Origin of the sequence: Brevibacillus brevis NBRC 100599, assembly GCF_000010165.1 — a bacterium.
Classification (GTDB): Bacteria; Bacillota; Bacilli; order Brevibacillales; family Brevibacillaceae; genus Brevibacillus; species Brevibacillus brevis_D.
The window spans coordinates 1,935,511-1,950,637 of the sequence record NC_012491.1 but is presented as its reverse complement, the minus strand read 5'-3'; the positions used below and the strand labels follow the sequence as shown (position 1 = coordinate 1,950,637).

Annotated in this window: 19 protein-coding genes and 1 other annotated feature; of the genes, 2 read left to right on the top strand and 17 right to left on the bottom strand. The window is 48.5% G+C overall.

Features of this window, described 5'->3' with window-relative positions; all coding sequences use genetic code 11:
• Positions 1-32 precede the first annotated feature (32 nt).
• Genes pheA through BBR47_RS09565 form a run of 5 tightly spaced genes read right to left on the bottom strand, consistent with a single transcriptional unit; the run spans position 33 to position 4,708 of the window.
• Positions 33-896: a prephenate dehydratase gene (pheA, locus tag BBR47_RS09585; RefSeq protein ID WP_012685574.1), complete on the bottom strand. Its 864-nt coding sequence runs from the start codon at positions 894-896 to the stop codon at positions 33-35.
• Positions 897-918: 22 nt separating this feature from the next.
• Positions 919-1,848: a homoserine kinase gene (thrB, locus tag BBR47_RS09580; protein WP_012685573.1), complete on the bottom strand. Its 930-nt coding sequence runs from the start codon at positions 1,846-1,848 to the stop codon at positions 919-921.
• Positions 1,845-2,927 (bottom strand): threonine synthase, encoded by a 1,083-nt coding sequence (thrC, locus tag BBR47_RS09575; protein WP_012685572.1) that lies wholly within the window; start codon positions 2,925-2,927, stop codon positions 1,845-1,847. Before thrC ends, thrB begins: the two co-directional genes overlap by 4 nt.
• Positions 2,927-4,228, bottom strand: a complete 1,302-nt coding sequence (locus BBR47_RS09570; protein ID WP_012685571.1) for a homoserine dehydrogenase — start codon at positions 4,226-4,228, stop codon at positions 2,927-2,929. The genes thrC and BBR47_RS09570 overlap by 1 nt, the downstream gene beginning before the upstream one ends.
• Before the next feature lie 36 nt (positions 4,229-4,264).
• On the bottom strand, positions 4,265-4,708 hold the full coding sequence (locus BBR47_RS09565) for an ACT domain-containing protein (protein WP_012685570.1): 444 nt from the start codon (positions 4,706-4,708) through the stop codon (positions 4,265-4,267).
• Positions 4,709-4,893: 185 nt separating this feature from the next.
• Between BBR47_RS09565 and BBR47_RS31200 the strand changes: the two genes are divergently transcribed.
• A complete protein-coding gene (locus BBR47_RS31200; protein WP_007728640.1) occupies positions 4,894-5,046 on the top strand; it encodes a hypothetical protein in 153 nt (50 codons plus the stop codon).
• A gap of 51 nt (positions 5,047-5,097) precedes the next feature.
• Here BBR47_RS31200 and BBR47_RS09560 read toward each other — a convergent pair whose 3' ends face one another.
• The 9 genes from BBR47_RS09560 to BBR47_RS09520 form a co-directional block, all read right to left on the bottom strand.
• Positions 5,098-6,276, bottom strand: coding sequence for an NAD(P)/FAD-dependent oxidoreductase (locus tag BBR47_RS09560; RefSeq protein ID WP_012685569.1), 1,179 nt, complete (start codon positions 6,274-6,276; stop codon positions 5,098-5,100).
• A gap of 42 nt (positions 6,277-6,318) precedes the next feature.
• Positions 6,319-6,774 (bottom strand): DUF1641 domain-containing protein, encoded by a 456-nt coding sequence (locus BBR47_RS09555; protein WP_012685568.1) that lies wholly within the window; start codon positions 6,772-6,774, stop codon positions 6,319-6,321.
• Positions 6,775-7,063: 289 nt separating this feature from the next.
• A complete protein-coding gene (locus BBR47_RS09550) occupies positions 7,064-7,729 on the bottom strand; it encodes a PilZ domain-containing protein (RefSeq protein WP_012685567.1) in 666 nt (221 codons plus the stop codon).
• Positions 7,730-7,737: 8 nt separating this feature from the next.
• Entirely contained in the window at positions 7,738-9,015 is a 1,278-nt protein-coding gene (gene obgE / locus BBR47_RS09545) for a GTPase ObgE (protein WP_012685566.1), read from the bottom strand.
• 13 nt (positions 9,016-9,028) lie between these two features.
• A complete protein-coding gene (locus BBR47_RS09540) occupies positions 9,029-9,649 on the bottom strand; it encodes a sporulation initiation phosphotransferase B (protein WP_231850578.1) in 621 nt (206 codons plus the stop codon).
• Between the two features lie 72 nt (positions 9,650-9,721).
• Entirely contained in the window at positions 9,722-10,015 is a 294-nt protein-coding gene (gene rpmA, locus BBR47_RS09535) for a 50S ribosomal protein L27 (RefSeq protein WP_005832382.1), read from the bottom strand.
• A 7-nt stretch (positions 10,016-10,022) separates the two neighbouring features.
• The gene (locus BBR47_RS09530; protein ID WP_012685564.1) at positions 10,023-10,373 is read right to left on the bottom strand and encodes a ribosomal-processing cysteine protease Prp; all 351 of its coding nucleotides are present in this window, start codon (positions 10,371-10,373) and stop codon (positions 10,023-10,025) included.
• A gap of 13 nt (positions 10,374-10,386) precedes the next feature.
• Positions 10,387-10,698: a 50S ribosomal protein L21 gene (gene rplU / locus BBR47_RS09525; RefSeq protein WP_012685563.1), complete on the bottom strand. Its 312-nt coding sequence runs from the start codon at positions 10,696-10,698 to the stop codon at positions 10,387-10,389.
• Between the two features lie 10 nt (positions 10,699-10,708).
• Positions 10,709-10,787, bottom strand: a sequence feature (ribosomal protein L21 leader region).
• A gap of 57 nt (positions 10,788-10,844) precedes the next feature.
• On the bottom strand, positions 10,845-12,320 hold the full coding sequence (locus BBR47_RS09520) for an Rne/Rng family ribonuclease (RefSeq protein WP_012685562.1): 1,476 nt from the start codon (positions 12,318-12,320) through the stop codon (positions 10,845-10,847).
• A 106-nt stretch (positions 12,321-12,426) separates the two neighbouring features.
• Between BBR47_RS09520 and aac(6')-35 the strand changes: the two genes are divergently transcribed.
• Positions 12,427-12,966, top strand: coding sequence for an aminoglycoside 6'-N-acetyltransferase AAC(6')-35 (aac(6')-35, locus tag BBR47_RS09515; protein WP_012685561.1), 540 nt, complete (start codon positions 12,427-12,429; stop codon positions 12,964-12,966).
• 10 nt (positions 12,967-12,976) lie between these two features.
• Here aac(6')-35 and BBR47_RS09510 read toward each other — a convergent pair whose 3' ends face one another.
• The 3 genes from BBR47_RS09510 to BBR47_RS09500 form a co-directional block, all read right to left on the bottom strand.
• Positions 12,977-13,813, bottom strand: coding sequence for a M50 family metallopeptidase (locus BBR47_RS09510; protein WP_012685560.1), 837 nt, complete (start codon positions 13,811-13,813; stop codon positions 12,977-12,979).
• Entirely contained in the window at positions 13,806-14,591 is a 786-nt protein-coding gene (locus BBR47_RS09505) for a M23 family metallopeptidase (protein WP_012685559.1), read from the bottom strand. The genes BBR47_RS09510 and BBR47_RS09505 overlap by 8 nt, the downstream gene beginning before the upstream one ends.
• Before the next feature lie 158 nt (positions 14,592-14,749).
• Positions 14,750-14,950, bottom strand: a complete 201-nt coding sequence (locus BBR47_RS09500; protein WP_005832370.1) for a cold-shock protein — start codon at positions 14,948-14,950, stop codon at positions 14,750-14,752.
• Positions 14,951-15,127 lie beyond the last annotated feature (177 nt).

Sequence of the window (15,127 nt, the reverse complement as noted above, 5' to 3'; positions counted from 1 at the left end):
GGAGGGAGTAGAAAAAGAAAAAACCAATCCCTCTAGGAATTGGTCTGATGCATATAAAACGGATACGTCCCGAGCTGACGAACTTGACAACCAATGGCTTCAATCTCAGCAAATGCTCCTGGCAACAAGACATCGTCCATCTTCTGCTCAATGTCGATGACAAAATAATAGCTTCCGAGTGCTTTCTTCGTCGGACGTGATTCGATGCGAGACAAGTTGACCTTTCTCCAAGCAAAAGCAGCAAGTACTTGATACAACGCTCCCGGGAAATCTTCTGGCAGCGTGACCAGTATCGTCGTCTTTTCCTTGCGGGAAACCGGTAGATCAAGACTTTCCCGACCGACGAGAACAAAGCGCGTATAGTTATTCGAATAATCTTGAATTTGTTCACGCGCAAACTCCAATGGATAGATCTCTACATTTAATCGAGTACCAACAGCAGCCCATGGCTCTTCTGGATGCTCACTCACCATTTTTGCAGCCAATGCCGTACTGTTTACTGTTTCGATCGCTGCTTCCGGCAAATTTTCACGCAAAAAGTTGTGGCTTTGTGCAATCGCTTGAGGATGTGACAGCACTCTCGTAATCGCGGACAAAGGAAGTGGGTGCTCTCGTTTTGCCACAAGCAAATTTTGCGTAATTGGCAAGGCGAGCTCTGCCAAAATAGGCAGCTCTACTTCGTGAATGAGCCAATCCAGTGTAGAATTGACCGTTCCTTCAATGGAGTTTTCCATCGGTACGACACCGTATGCCACTTCCTCTTTGGAAACACCGTCTAGTACTTCAATAATACCTGGGTACGGAACGAAAGATAGATTTTGTCCGAGCGACAGTATCCGCGCTGCTTCTTCGGTAAACGTTCCACGCGGTCCTAGAAAAGCAAGTTTCTTCTCCATGGCTACTCCTATCCACTATGGTCTATCTCTGATGGATTTCTACCTGTACGCCATTTTCGTCCGGTTGCAAGATCATCACGCGGTACGAGATGTCGTGCCCTTTCATCACTCTGTCCACAAATGCACGCAGCTTCTCTAATTCTTCATCCGAGGAGAAGAAGCAGAGGATCGTCGGTCCAGCACCGCTTAAAGCAGCTCCCAGTGCCCCGTTTTCAGTCGCTTTGTCCAGGATTTCGTTCAAGCCAGGTACAAGCTTTGCTCGATACGGCTGATGCAGCCGATCCGACATTGCCCGTCCCATCAGGTCGAGTCTGCCTTGTGCTAGTGCAGCAACTAGCAAACTACTATGACCCACATTATATACAACATCCTCTCTGCTGTACACCTGTGGCAAGACGTTCCGCGCTTTTTCTGTCGAGAGCATGAATTCCGGGATCACAACGAGGGTCTGCAATCCAGCCGGAGCAGAAAACCGCACATAAGGAACGGGGTCTCCTGGTACTTCAGGCATCGTCGCAACAATGATACCTCCAAACATCGACGCACCTGCATTATCCGGATGCCCTTCCAGGCGTGTTGCCTTTTCAAACAACTGCTCACGCGTAAATGGTTCGCCAGCGAGATGATTAGCCGCTACGAGTGCACCTACAATCGCAGCGGCACTACTTCCCAATCCTCTCGTCAGGGGAGCCTCACTGGAGGCACGGATCGCGAGCTCAGGAATGGCGAGACCTGCTTCTTGAAACAATCCCGCTGCAACCTTGTACAGAAGATTGTTTTTATCCGTCGGTGTTCCTTGTAGCTCCTTGCCCATCATCTCTACTGTCGTATGGTCACTGATTTCCATTTCTACGACAGAATACAACTGGAAAGCCATTCCCAGCGCATCGAATCCCGGTCCCAGATTCGCTGTCGTTGCCGGTATGGTTACTTTTACACGTCGTCCATTCATGATACAAATTCTCTCCCACTTTGACGAACCAGCTCCATTACAGCTTCATGTGTCGCCGGTACAGAACGCGGCTCTTCACCTACCAGCTTCAAAGCGATATTGGGATCTTTTAGTCCGTTTCCAGTCAGTACGCACACGATCTGGCTGCCAGGTTGGAGCCTTCCAGCCTCATGCAGCTTGATAATACCCGCCAGTGATGCTGCCGAGGCAGGCTCACAAAACACGCCTTCACTCTTCGCCAGCAAATGATAAGCATGTAAAATTTCTTCGTCTGTTACACTATCGACAAGACCGTTTGATTTCGAAATGGCATTCAAAGCGCCATCCTTGCTCGCTGGGTTGCCAATTCGAATCGCTGTCGCAATCGTTTCAGGGTTGGATACGGGTTCGCCGTGAACCAACGGAGCTGCTCCGGCTGCCTGGAATCCGTACATCTTAGGCAAGCGATTCGATTTTTTGGCTGCGAAATATTCCTCGAAGCCCTTCCAGTATGCCGTAATGTTACCTGCGTTACCAACTGGAATAGCCAAAATGTCAGGAGCGTCTGTCAACGCATCGCACACTTCAAATGCCGCAGTCTTTTGTCCTTCGATCCGGTAAGGGTTCACGGAATTCACCAGTGTAATTGGCTCTTTCGCTGTGATTTCCCGAACAATATCCAGTGCTTCATCAAAATTACCGTCAATCGCGATCACTTCTGCACCATAGGCGATGGCCTGTGCCAGCTTGCCCAGTGCGATATTGCCGCTTGGGATCAGGACGATGCAACGCAATCCTGAACGTGCCGCATACGCCGCTGCTGCTGCTGATGTATTCCCCGTCGAAGCGCACATGATTGTGTTGCTTCCCTCTTCAACCGCTTTGGCTACAGCCATGACCATGCCTCTATCTTTGAAAGATCCGGTCGGATTGAGCCCCTCGTACTTGACGTACAGCTCCACCCCCAATTGTTTGGATAGGTTCGGGGCATGGATCAGCGGAGTGTTTCCTTCATGCAAGCTGACCAGCGGAGTTTTTTCCGTAATCGGGAGAAATTCCCGGTAACGTTCTAGGATGCCAGACTGTCTATTAAAAGCCATTATTTGTCTCCCCCTTCTACACGGTAGCAGCTCTGCACAGTTGATACGATATCCATCTGCGCCATGTAAGCCAGTACTGCATCCATGTCACTTTTTGAGGACATGTGTGTAATCATGATAATCTCTGCTTCACGTCCGTTGTTGAACGGTTGCTGGATCACCTGCTCAAGGGAAATATTTTTGTCAGCCAACAGCTGCGTAATTTGAGCAAGAACACCGCGTTTATCTGCAACGACGATACGCAGGAAATATTTCGAGAATTTTTCACTGTCTTCTTTCAGTACTTTTTCTTTGTATGGAGCAACCATTCCGCGCCCATTCACTCCTAGCTTTCTGTTTTTTACGACAGTGACCAGGTCAGACACAACGGCGGTAGCAGTCGGTAATTCACCTGCGCCCGGCCCATAAAACATGGTTTCTCCTACCGCTTCCCCATGTACGTACACGGCATTAAAGACACCATTAACGGAAGCGAGTGGATGAGATTTCGGAACCAGAGTCGGCTGCACACTTACCTCAATCGCCTCTTCGTCACGACGAGCCAGCCCGAGCAGCTTGATTTCATAGCCCAGCTGCTTGCCATAGGCGATATCTTCCTTGCTCACAGAACTGATCCCTTTTACGTCCACATCTTCGAGCTTCATCGGTACACGGAAGCCCAGCGTTGCCAGAATCGCCATTTTGCGGGCGGCATCAAAGCCTTCCACATCGGAGGTTGGGTCCTGCTCCGCATAGCCCAGCGCTTGCGCTTCTTTCAATACCTCGCTGTATTCTGCGCCCTCTTGACTCATTTTGGTCATGATGTAATTGGTCGTCCCGTTGACGATCCCCATCATTTTCGCGATACGGTCTGAGGAGAACCCTTCTACCAATGCACGTAATATCGGTATCCCACCTGCCACGCTTGCCTCGTAGAAAACGTCACAGCCTTTTTCTTGCGCTTTCTCTAAAATTTCGGCTCCGTGCAACGCCATCAGATCTTTGTTGGCTGTTACAACGTGCTTGCCTCGTTCGAGTGCACCCAAAATGTATTCCTTTGCAGGGTGAATGCCACCAATTACTTCCACAATGACTTCAATTTCCGGGTCATCCAAAAGACTAGCAGGGTCAGTGGTGAGCGTGCCCTCCATGAATGAAATATTGCGGGATTTTTCCGCATCCTGAACAAGAATACGGGAAATCTCAATGCTGAGACCGGTTTGCTTTTGCAAATCCTCCTGATGCGCTTGAATAATGCGTACGACACCAGTCCCGACTGTTCCAAACCCCATTAATCCCAATTTAATGCTCTGCTTCTCCATGTCTCTCTCCCCTGCCTTTTCTTTGATTGTTTTTTCTTAGCCCCTACCGACGATCATCGCTTTGCGAACGCCCGGGATCAGCTGCAAGCCATCCAAAAACTCCGTGCTAGATACGCGAAGATTAGCCATATCGACTGACATGGATATGGTAGCAATCCCTTGAAGTGGAATCGTTTGATTGATGGTCAATACGTTTCCACCTTGATCTGCTACATATGTGAGCACTTTGGACAAGTAACCTGACATGTGATCTAAAGAGAAAGTAAACGTCATAATTTTTTCGCTCATCATCGCATTGAACGGAAAAATGCCATCTTTGTACTTATAAAAAGCACTACGACTCAATCCCACCCGTTCAACCGCTTCATTCACGGTATCCACTTCGCCGGATTCCAGCATCTTCTTGGCTTCAATCGTTTTGGCAATCGATTCTGGCAGGATGTCAGATCGAATCAAGTAGAATTTTTCTTCCTTCTTCATGCGTTGTGTCCTCCTGAGAAAAACAGTTGTTTCTTCATAGAGGACATTATAACGGAAAGCATGGGATGTGACAATCCTTATCCGCCACTTTTTTTCATCCGCTCCTTTTTGGTTTACTTTGATTACATGAGGGGGAGCTTCTTCGCACACAATAATGCGTATCGTATGGAGGAGGTGAAAGACAAATGGCCGGACGTGGAAAGTCAGATAAATCGGAGCGCCGCAACAATCACCCAGCGGGTAAGCCAAGCAGTCTCGAACAGTTTGGCAATGACATGCGGGGCAAAAAGATGGCACAATCCCCAAACGTGATTGAAGATCCGAGCGGAAACGGATAAACAAGCACAAAAAAACCCGGGATATCATGATCCCGGGTTTTCCTGATTCGATTAGTATGCCAAAGACGACAGACCGTTGATATGAGTCAAGTAGCGAACGTTACTCGCTTCTTTCATCAAGGTTGCAGGCAGACCTTTCAGCTTCAATTGGCTTGCACCAATTGTACCGATTGCGTCTTTACGGCCCAGACTACCCAATGTTCCGGAGAATACCGGCTTGAAGGTATCCATTTTGGTGCCGTTGAAGTGTGCGAAGAGGTTGTAACCTACTACTTCGCCCATTTGCCATGCCAGTTGAGCAGTTGGAGGGAATGGACGACCTTCTGGCCCCATTACGACCGCACTGTCACCTGCAAGGAATACATCAGGGTGAGAAGTGGACTGCAGGAATTCTGTAACAGTTGCACGCCCGCGGTTTACTTCCACGCCGCACTCAGCTACTACTCGATTTCCTTGTACGCCACCTGTCCATACCATTGTTTTGGTTTCAATGGTACCGCCATCCTTCAGACAAACTGTGGTTTCTTTCATTTCCGTTACAGGTACGCCTGTCAGGAACTGAACGCCGCGTTTTTCCAAGCTTGTTTTCGCACGCTCAACCAGGTCAGGAGCAAAACCAGCCAAAATGGATGGACCTGCTTCTACGCAGTAGATGGAAACGTCTGTAAAGTCTACGCCGTGCTTATGGCACAGATTTGGCAACATATCAGCGAATTCCCCAACCAGCTCGATACCTGTCAGACCGCCACCGCCTACAACGAAGGTAGCATCTGCTTTATTTTTGCTCGTCTTGTATTCAATCACGCGCTCTTCGAGATGTGCACGCAGACGATTTGCTTCTTCTACAGACTTCAGTGTAAAGCTGTGCTCTTGCAGACCTGGGATTCCAAAGAATGCGGTTTCACTTCCCAGCGCAATGACCAAAGCATCGTATTTGATGGACTCGCCGCTCGCCAATGTTACGCGTTGGGACTCAAGACCAATGTTTTCTACCGTGTCTACTACAAGGTTAATCTCCTTGCCACGCAGCAATCTTTCCAGAGGGAGCGCCACGTTTTGTTCAGACAGGTTTCCTACTGCCAAGCGGTGCAGTTCCGTAATGATTTGGTGAGTAGGAAAACGGTTTACTACCGTGATCGACGCTTCTTCAGCCGTCATGTATTTACGTGCAGTCAATGCGCTGAGCAAACCGCCATAACCGCCGCCTAGAATCAGAATATGCTTCGCCATGCCCAATCCTCCGTCCTTGTCTTCCATTCCATAATAAAAAAACTATCGTTTTTGTTGTTGACGTTCTGCAGTTACTTCCAGGAATGCTTGTGCGAAACGCAATGTTTTTTGTACTTGCGGATCCTTGAGCATTTTGAGAATACCGAACAAACCGATCGTAGACTCTTCTACATGAACACGGTCATTGGCTTCAATGGCTGCTTGCGCAATACCTTTTGCTTTATCAGAGATCGGTTTTACGAACTCTTCCATTCCGCCTTTGATGTCGTCGATCAATACATGATCATTTGCTACCGTTTGTACCAAATCATAAGTTTTGGTCAAAAGAGTTGTCAGTTCTGCCAATTTAGGCAGGTTCGCCACCAATATGTTCAGTGACTCTTGAATTTCTGGTTTCATCAACTGATCGAGTACATCTTGTTGCTGCGCTGGTGCCAGAGTAGCAGTGCTTGCTACTTCAGCAGCAGCTTGAGCTTGTTGCGTAGTTGTTTGAGACATAAAAAAACGTCCTCCTTTGCTTTGGAATAGAGGCCTTCCATTCTCGATGCCTGTTCATACGAGTAACGGCCGCTATTCTCCCTGAAAATCCGGTAAAAAATTGCATGTAACATTTTTCACAAAGTAAAGCAAACAACGGATTCTTATAATAAAAAGTGAATGATTTCACAAATATTTATTCAGGAAAGCGCACACAACAAATCATGAAGTGAACAGGCTCGATTGAGAACTCTATGTACTCTACTATATACCTTCTTCACGGGAACATCAAAGGAAAAAAACCGCTTCCTTAGGAAGAAGCGGTAGTTGAGAGCTTTTTATAGTAATCTTTGATGAGTTCATGGTGCTTTTCATTGATATCCGTAAAGATTAATTCAATGATTGTTTGGTTGTCTTGGAACGTTTTTTCCACGATTTTCGCCATCATGACGATCTCCTGCGCTTGCTTCGGTATCTTGAAAGACAAATGGAGAAAATCGCCCTTTGACACATAACCGTCTGTTCCCAAAACGAGACGGGTAGGAGAGAATTTCAGCAACACTGCCTCGCCTTTTTCTTCGATCGGTCTAGCTCCCATCACCTTGTAAGGGACAGAAATACCGAGATCTGGGGAAATCGGATCCTGCTTGCGCTTTTGGGTAATTTCTACCCCTACACTAATCGGAATCATCCCTAAAAGCTTGATCGGCCAAATCGTTTGCTCCGAAACTACTTCCAAATCAATGGTGTTCACTGCCGCATCTGTTTCCCAACGAATGCGTACAGTTGTTCCGAGCAGCTCTGCTTTCGTTTCAGGCTTCATCTCATAGGAAACTACGAGATAATTGCCCTTTGCATGTTCAACCAAAACTTGGACAGGTGTCTGCACCTGCTTGGAGATGATTAGCGGTAGCGATGCACCGCGTTGGAGTCGTTTATCCCCCATAAATGGGTTCAGTGATGGGATATCAATCATGGTTTTTGTCACTCCACAAAGTCAAACTCTAATTTGCCGATCCGAACGGTATCCCCGTCTTTTGCTCCCAGCTTGCGCAGAGCATCATCTACACCCATGCTACGCATTTGTCTCGCAAAACGCTGGGCTGCATCATAGCTGTTCAGATTCGTCATGCGTACGAGCTTCTCGATCTTCTCACCGCTGACGACAAATACTTCGTTATCACGCGTAATCTCGAATGCGTCTGGTTCTTTTTCTGCTCGGAACACTACGCGCTCTTCCACTTCCGCAACTTCTTCGACAGCAGGCTTGTCCGGAATCGTCGCCAAGGTATCCCCGATCGCATACATCAATTCTTGTACGCCTTTACTGGTTGCAGCGGAGATCTCGTACACCTTGACATCTGGAGCCTTTTCCTTGAAAATACGCAGGTTTTCTTCTGCTTCTGGCAGTTCCATTTTGTTCGCGACTACAATTTGCGGACGATCTTCGAGCTTCAGGTTATACAGCGTCAGCTCTCGGTTGATCTGCAAATAGTCCTCGTATGGATCGCGTCCATCTACTGCTGCCATGTCAATCACATGGACGATCAAGCGTGTACGCTCTACGTGACGCAGGAATTGGTGACCAAGACCCACACCTTCATGCGCGCCTTCAATCAATCCTGGCAAGTCGGCCATTACAAAGCTCCGCTCCCCCAAGTCCACAACACCCAGATTCGGTGTCAGCGTCGTAAAGTGGTACGCAGCAATTTTTGGCTTCGCCGCTGTTACACTGGACAGCAACGTGGATTTCCCTACACTCGGATAACCAACCAAGCCTACATCTGCAATCAGCTTGAGCTCCATGACAATGTAACGCTCTTGACCTGGCTCTCCATTCTCCGAGATGTGTGGGGCTGGATTCGAAGAGTTGGCAAAACGATTATTGCCTCGTCCACCACGTCCGCCTTTTGCGATCACAGCACGTTGACCTTGCTCCACAAGATCGGCAATCACTTCTTTGGTATCATCATCAATGACAGTTGTTCCCGGTGGCACGCGCACGACCATGTCTTCCGCGCCTGCTCCGTGCTGAGATTTGTTGCGGCCATGCTCTCCGCGTGGTGCTTTGAAATGTCGTTGATAACGGAAATCTACCAGTGTGCGCAGACCTTCATCCACGACAAATACGACATCTCCACCTTGACCGCCATCTCCACCCGCTGGACCACCCAGCGGTACGTACTTCTCCCGGCGAAAGGAGACGGCTCCGTTACCACCGTCCCCGCCTTTTACATATACTTTTACCTGATCGACAAACATGGTGTCACCTCTTTCATTCCGCGAATGGAACCACCAATTTCAGGACCCATTCCTCTTCCGTATGTATCCACTCGGTGACTTCCACCGTACTCTGTTCGCTTTTACGTATCAGCTTTTCCAATTCTTCCATTCCGGATGCACGAAGTACACCGGCCAGGTCAAAACGAAAATGAACGCCACGCTCATCCATCTGCAAGCTTACTTGCATGCTGGCCGCTTCGTACCCGCTCTGGTCTACATGATCGTTCACTGTGCATAATATCTCTGACACCAACTGAAACAAGTCTTGCTCGTTCAAGACTACTCGCGTGAGATCCACATGATTGCACACGTCTACTTCTAAAAGCAATTCATTGTTCAGTGCGTTAAATGTCAAGAAGAAGACGGACAACAAGGAGCTATTCAATCGGGCAACCATCGATTCCTGCATTGCCATCTGTGCAATGCGCTTCAAATGGGCCTCTCCTTGTTCAGTACGGTTCAAATGCAAATAGCCGAGCAGAACCTGAACATGGTTCAACCAGTCATGCCGCTGCCTGTTCAGAACGGTCAGCAGTTGGTCTGTCTGATGCGTAAACAGCCTCCGCTCGTCCCCCATCACATTCACCCAAGTCGATAAGAATATCTTTCCCATCTATTGTACCACAAAAAAGAGCCGGACAAAAAGAAAACCCAGCTATATCGCTGGGTTTTTCTTAATAAATATTTACGCTTCGGAAGCAACTGGCTCGATCACAACTTGTTTGCGATCACGGCCCAGACGCTTGAAACGAACAACACCATCTGCAGTTGCAAACAGAGTGTCGTCTCCGCCTTTCATTACGTTCGCACCTGGGTAGATCTTAGTTCCGCGTTGACGAACGAGAATGTTACCAGCAGTAACGAATTGCCCGTCGCCACGTTTCACGCCCAGACGTTTGGAAATGGAATCGCGACCGTTCTTTGTGGAACCTACCCCTTTTTTCGATGCGAAAAACTGAAGGTCCAAGTTAAACAGCATGTTCATATCAGACACCTCCCTGCCATTTACGATCATTTACTTTTACGTATTTACCGTAATTCGCCTCAACTGACAAAAGAGCAATGACCATGCTCTCTGCCAAAAGCTGTTGTTTCTCGCGTGCAGTCTCATCATCCGAAGAAGAAAGGCTCCACTTCAAGAACCCACCGCCTTCTTGTGCGACAGCGACATCAGGAGTGATGCCGGTCAAAGGTTGGATGGCGTTTAATATACCAAAGCTGATGCCTGATACAGCAGAACAAACGATGTCTGCCCCATAGGCACCCGCATTGGCATGTCCGGAAATACTAATTTCATGGATACCGTGCTGCGCACGGCTCACGATCACTTCAATCATAACAAGTCACCAATTAAGCGTTGATCTTTTCGATCACAACTTTAGTGAATGGTTGACGGTGACCTTGTTTGCGACGGTAGTTTTTCTTGGCTTTGTATTTGTACACGATAATTTTTTTCGCTTTACCGTGTTTTTCTACTTTACCAGTTACCGTAGCACCAGCTACTGTAGGAGCTCCTGCAGTAACTTTGCCGTCTTTGCTTACGAGAAGAACCTTGTCAAAAGTAACTACTTCACCTTCAACGTCAGCCAATTTCTCGATGAAGAGAACTGCTCCCTCTTCAACTTTGTATTGCTTTCCACCGGTTTCGATAATTGCGTACACTGTGTGCACCTCCTATACTCAGACTCGCCTTTACAGGTGCGTCGACGAGCGACGGCTTATGTACCTGATTCGTGCGGTTACAGTATGCACGAGGCATATCTGCATGACAACCATTAGGTTATCATAGCTACAATAGCCCAGTCAAGTTATTTCGAGTGTAAACGCTCCGCCTCTGCCCGATTTCCGACGTATCCAATTCGAAACTCGTCTGGGCTCATAGAAGGAACAAGCCGCTTATAGACATGGACAGGCCATGTAACTGCTTCTGCTTTTTCCCACGCCTCTATCATGTCCAACAATCGTGGCGGCATGTCTACGAGAGCAGCCTCCGCATCTTGGCTCTTTGCCAATGCAGTAACTTCGACGTACAAGCGCCGTAACAGCTCGTCTACTCGCCAAACTCTCCCTCGACCCGCGCATGCCTCACATGGCTCCGTCAACCGCTCCATCAGGCTCGCACGAACTCTTTTTCGCGTCATCTCGACTAATCCAAGCGAAGTCATCCCAAGAACAGTCGAAGGCACAGGGTCCTTTGCCAGCTCTTGTTTCAATCGCGAGATCACTCGCTCCTTATTGCCCTGCTCTTTCATGTCAATGAAATCAATGATCACGATGCCACCGATGTCCCGCAAGCGAAGCTGCCGGGCAATTTCAGCTACTGCCTCCAGATTGGTCGCGGTTACTGCCTGCTCCCGCTGTTGCCCTCCCGCACCAGTGAATGAACCGGTGTTTACATCGATGACCGTCATCGCTTCTGTCCTGTCAATGACCAAGGACCCTCCACTCTTAAGCGGCACCTGTCGATCACGAGCACGAATCAACTCCGCCTCGACACCCAAGTAGTCAAAGAGCGGCTGTTTCCCCTGATACCAGCGAAGCTTCTCTTGTACTTCCGGAGCAAAAGCTGCCAACGCCGCTTTTACCTGCTGATGAGTCGCCGCACCTTCTACCAACAACTCATCCATTCCGTTCGCCAAGCCATCTCGTAGGGCCACCTCGATCAACTCGGCATCCTGAAAAATCCGCCCGGTTGAGCGCAGTCCTTCCGCTGTTCGCCGCATGTCCTGCCAACGATTGCGCAAATAGGTAAGTTCACGAATGAGTGTCTGCTCCTCTGCTTCCGCTGCTTCTGTGCGCAAAATACAGCCTTCCCCTTGCTCTACTGTCGAAGAGATCACCTGTTGCAGTCGTTTTCGTTTGGTATCATCAGATATTTTACGCGAAAGTGAAATGCTCTCTTCAGTCGGAAGGTACACCAGGTAACGCCCCTGCAAGCTGATCCGCATTGTGATTTTGGGCGCCTTCATTTCCATCGCCTCTTTACTCACTTGAACCAATACCTTTTGCCCAACGTGAACGCGTTCTGCAATATTGGGTTTCGCTGTTCCACCGGACTCCACACCGACCGTGTCATCTACATACAAATAAGCATTTTGACCTGTACCAATATCAACAAAAGCGGATTGGATACCAGGCTTCACATCTGCGATCCGTCCTTGATAAATGTCACCCACGCTTGCGTGTGACCTCACATCCTGTGTACGCCATTCCTGCAATTTCCCGTTTTCCATAAATGCGATGCGGATGCTGCCACCTTGTGTACTGATCGCTACTTGCTTCACTGCCTTCACTCCTTATTCCCCGTACAAACTTGCCCCAAAGAAGGATAACTGGGCTCATAGGAAGTAATCTAACATAGCTGCCAAGTCAAGGTAAAGGAGATAAACCATGATTTATGCTGGTGATCTTACCATGAGAGCATTAACCCCCAATGATACCACTCACTTAGTCAAATGGCTTTCTGACGAACGCGTTTTGGCCTACTATGAAGGTCGCGATCGGCCACATGACGAGTCCCTCGTGCAGCAAAGCTTTTTTCCGGAAGATGACGGTGAAACCCGCTGCCTGATCTTGCACGCGGACAAACCTATTGGCTATGCGCAATTTTATCCGCTCGATGCCCCGGAAAAACAACGGTATGGTTATGCAAAGGACGATGTTGTCTACGGCATGGACCAGTTCATCGGAGAGCCTGCTTACTGGAATCGCGGTATTGGCACTCAGCTCGTTACAGCCATCCTCCACTACCTCCAAACGGAAAAACGAGCACAAAAAGTAGCGATTGACCCGCAAGCCTGGAATGAACGAGCCCTCCGGTGCTACGAAAAATGTGGCTTTCGAAAAGTAAAAGAGCTTCCCCTGCACGAATGGCACGAAGGAAGCATGTGTGATTGCTGGCTGATGGAATGGATCGCTCCTGCTGATTAAGGTCTACAGACTATAGGAGCTTGCCCACTGCGGCGTCGTGCTTTTGTTCAAACAAAAGGGCATACAAAAGCTGTTCCTCAGCCAAGAGACCCGCACCTTGGACGTAGAAAAGATGGGAGCATCCCCGTCGCAGCTTGTGCGAGACAGCTAGTACCGTTTCCTCGGGATGCACCCGTATCGCTTGAACGGCAGCTCCGTCTAGCTGCCGATCGTATTTTTCGACCAGAAAACGAAAAAATTGATAAGGAAATCGCAAAAATGCCTGAATGTTCAACGTCAGTAAATAAATCCCGATCACTGCTAAGTTGTACTTCAACTCCAAGCTGGACATCCCCACCATGATCCCCGCAAACAGCGTACTCCCGGTCATCGATATCATCGTCGCTTGCCTATATGACATAAACCAGCATAGAACCGCCAACAAGATTCTCCCGCCATCCAATGGCCAGATTGGCAACAGGTTAAACAGCGCAATCGTCAAATTGCTTACCAAGAAAAAGCGGGCCCACTCTTCCGTCCATATCCCCATAAACCAAAACAAGTAGGAGGCAGCCATCATCACCATATTTAAAAAGGGCCCTGCCAGTGCCACGACAATCTCATCCAATGGGTCCGTAGCGTATGAGTCTTCCATGGTCGCTACTCCACCAAAAGGCAGAAGCTGCACTTCTTTTACCGTCCATCCGAGCTCACGCGCCATCGCTACATGCCCTAATTCATGGATCAGCACGATGACAAACAAGGTAATGACCTCCAAAAAATGGCCTGTCACCACGGACAAGCCAATCACCACCCAAAATAGCAGGTGAATGCGAAACCGAATGTCGAGCCAGCCTCCCCTATTCAAATGGAATCACTTCCAAGGGATTGACAAATTGCTCTTTCACTTTCGCCCCTAGATACAGTTGACGTGATGTCTGATCCATTACCCGAGCGGTTCCGATGACCTTACCAGGTGCAAGGACCTCGTCCTTCGTCACCCCTATACTATCGAGATTGCCCAGCCATATCTCCCGCCCTTTGGTTAGGCGAACAATCACTGTCGTCCCATAATCAGGCTTTTCACCGACAAAAGCAACCCAGCCAGCTTCTCCGATCGTGATTTGATCGTTCATTCCCGTATGCAGGATCACATTTGCGCTCTCTGGATCAAAGGATTTAACGATTTCCCAGCTACTTGGGAGCTTCCACACAGCAGCTACACCCTTTGTTGTGCTCGTAGCTGGCACGGCAGGGGGATTGGTAGGCATCGAAGGAAGCATCGTCGGAATCGGTCCAAATCTCGCTTCATACCAGTCCGCTACCCCCGAAAAATTAAAGTCCCGTGTCATGACTTCCCTCGCGGAGCTTTTCCAAGAGGCAGGGATCAGCGTTGTTTGAAACAATACATAAGCGGCACCAATCAATAAGACAGATGCTAAAATTTGCACGCCCCACTTTTCATGAGACGGTGGCTGGTCCATCATATCGTTCTCGGGCGGCGAGTAACTGAATGGGTTTGGCGTTTCTTCGATCGGATCTTTCCAATCATCGACGTAGGGAGTATAGCCGTCTCGTGACTGTGTTCGAATTCGTTCCAAACGCTCCCTCCGTCTTTCTTTTACGCGATCTACTCTTTCAAACATGTCCATCCCTCCGCAGTCCAAGCCTTTAGTATCATCCTATGACTTGTCTACCTGCTTTATGACGACCGTCGCCCCTCTCCAACTCCCCAGCTTATCGGGTAGAAACATGCAAAAAAGACAGTCTCCCCATAGAGAGACTGCCTTTGAATCTGTCAATTTTACAGTTTAGTTACGCTAGCAGCTTGTGGTCCACGGCTACCTTGAACGATTTCGAACTCAACCTTTTGACCTTCGTCAAGAGATTTGAAACCTTCTGACTGGATTGCGCTGTAGTGTACGAATACGTCGTCGCCACCCTCAACTTGGATGAAACCGTATCCTTTTTCTGCGTTAAACCATTTTACGATACCTTGTTGCATGAAACAAAACCTCCCTGAACATTACGCCCCACGAGGCGAAAGAGTGTAGCGTTAACCTCTTTTTTACAGATAAGCCTTTTGCGTCAAGGAAAAAAAGTCATACGAATTGCGATTGACAATTGGTGACGTCACTCACAATACGTACGACTCCATACCAATCAATCAAACACTATAACT

What these genes read in the sequence shown, in the direction of transcription:
- pheA (WP_012685574.1), bottom strand. Translation starts at nt 896, where the DNA reads ATGGAGAAGAAACTTGCTTTTCTAGGACCGCGTGGAACGTTTACCGAA.
- thrB (WP_012685573.1), bottom strand. Translation starts at nt 1,848, where the DNA reads ATGAATGGACGACGTGTAAAAGTAACCATACCGGCAACGACAGCGAAT.
- thrC (WP_012685572.1), bottom strand. Translation starts at nt 2,927, where the DNA reads ATGGCTTTTAATAGACAGTCTGGCATCCTAGAACGTTACCGGGAATTT.
- BBR47_RS09570 (WP_012685571.1), bottom strand. Translation starts at nt 4,228, where the DNA reads ATGGAGAAGCAGAGCATTAAATTGGGATTAATGGGGTTTGGAACAGTC.
- BBR47_RS09565 (WP_012685570.1), bottom strand. Translation starts at nt 4,708, where the DNA reads ATGAAGAAGGAAGAAAAATTCTACTTGATTCGATCTGACATCCTGCCA.
- BBR47_RS31200 (WP_007728640.1), top strand. Translation starts at nt 4,894, where the DNA reads ATGGCCGGACGTGGAAAGTCAGATAAATCGGAGCGCCGCAACAATCAC.
- BBR47_RS09560 (WP_012685569.1), bottom strand. Translation starts at nt 6,276, where the DNA reads ATGGCGAAGCATATTCTGATTCTAGGCGGCGGTTATGGCGGTTTGCTC.
- BBR47_RS09555 (WP_012685568.1), bottom strand. Translation starts at nt 6,774, where the DNA reads ATGTCTCAAACAACTACGCAACAAGCTCAAGCTGCTGCTGAAGTAGCA.
- BBR47_RS09550 (WP_012685567.1), bottom strand. Translation starts at nt 7,729, where the DNA reads ATGATTGATATCCCATCACTGAACCCATTTATGGGGGATAAACGACTC.
- obgE (WP_012685566.1), bottom strand. Translation starts at nt 9,015, where the DNA reads ATGTTTGTCGATCAGGTAAAAGTATATGTAAAAGGCGGGGACGGTGGT.
- BBR47_RS09540 (WP_231850578.1), bottom strand. Translation starts at nt 9,649, where the DNA reads ATGGGAAAGATATTCTTATCGACTTGGGTGAATGTGATGGGGGACGAG.
- rpmA (WP_005832382.1), bottom strand. Translation starts at nt 10,015, where the DNA reads ATGCTGTTTAACTTGGACCTTCAGTTTTTCGCATCGAAAAAAGGGGTA.
- BBR47_RS09530 (WP_012685564.1), bottom strand. Translation starts at nt 10,373, where the DNA reads ATGATTGAAGTGATCGTGAGCCGTGCGCAGCACGGTATCCATGAAATT.
- BBR47_RS09505 (WP_012685559.1), bottom strand. Translation starts at nt 14,591, where the DNA reads ATGTTTGAAAGAGTAGATCGCGTAAAAGAAAGACGGAGGGAGCGTTTG.
- BBR47_RS09500 (WP_005832370.1), bottom strand. Translation starts at nt 14,950, where the DNA reads ATGCAACAAGGTATCGTAAAATGGTTTAACGCAGAAAAAGGATACGGT.